This is a genomic window from Streptomyces sp. TRM49041 (assembly GCF_008271805.1).
Lineage (GTDB): Bacteria > Actinomycetota > Actinomycetes > Streptomycetales > Streptomycetaceae > Streptomyces.
Genome location: NZ_VSRY01000070.1, coordinates 1 through 965, shown reverse-complemented (window position 1 = coordinate 965; position 965 = coordinate 1). Strand labels below are relative to the sequence as shown.

Genomic DNA, 965 nt, shown 5'->3' with positions numbered 1-965 from the left:
CACCACCTCGGGTGCACGCGCGCCATCGGCCAGGCCCTTCTCCAACTCGGCCAGATCACCCAGCACCACGACCTCGGCAGACCGGCTCGCACCGACCGTCACCGGAGCCCAGCCCAGCTCATAGACGGACTGCCCACCACGACGCAGCCGCTCCAACTGCGCCGGATCGACCGGACGCATGTCCAGCCGGCCCAGACTCAAAACCGGCTCACCCTGCTCGGACACCACATCCACCCGCAGCGCCGCATCCCCACCGGACGCAATCCGCACCCGGACCCGGGACAGACCCGAACGGCCCCCACTCACCTTCGACCACGAGAACGGCAGGATCGTCGCCCCACCACCCGAGCCCTTCTCCGCAAACGCACCATGAAGCGACGCATCGAACAACGCCGGATGGATACCGAAACCCTCACCACCGGTATCACCCGGCAGCGCCACCTCGGCAAACACCACATCGCCCACACGCCACGCCGTACGCACGCCCTGGAAAACAGGCCCGTAGTCGAACCCGAGCTCCGCCATCCCCGCATACAACGCGTCACCGGACATCTCCACACCACCCACAGGCGGCCACTCCACCGGAGCCCACGACGACACCACCGTCGCCTCTTCCCCAGCCAGCCATCCCCGCGCGTGACAGACCGTCTCAGCGTCCTCCCCAGCCCCGGAACGAGCGAAGATCACCACCTCACGACGGCCGTCCTCACCGGCCACACCGACCGTGATCCGCAGCTGCGCCGCAGCACCCTCCTCCAACAGAAGCGGCGCCTCCATGACCAGCTCGTCCACCACCGGCGCACCCACACGACAGCCGGCGGCCAACGCCAGCTCCACCCACGCAGTACCCGGCACGATCACCGCACCCAGGACAACGTGATCCCGCACCCACGGCTGATTCTCGGTGGACAACCGACCCGTGAACACCCACTCGTCCCGGTCACCCATCTGCACCGCCGCCGCCA

1 protein-coding gene is annotated in these 965 nt (G+C 68.4%); it reads right to left on the bottom strand.

Annotated elements, in window-relative coordinates; genetic code table 11:
* Positions 1 to 965, bottom strand: a 965-nt coding sequence (locus tag FVS66_RS05025; protein ID WP_187645388.1) for a polyketide synthase dehydratase domain-containing protein, incomplete at both ends; no start/stop codon positions are given.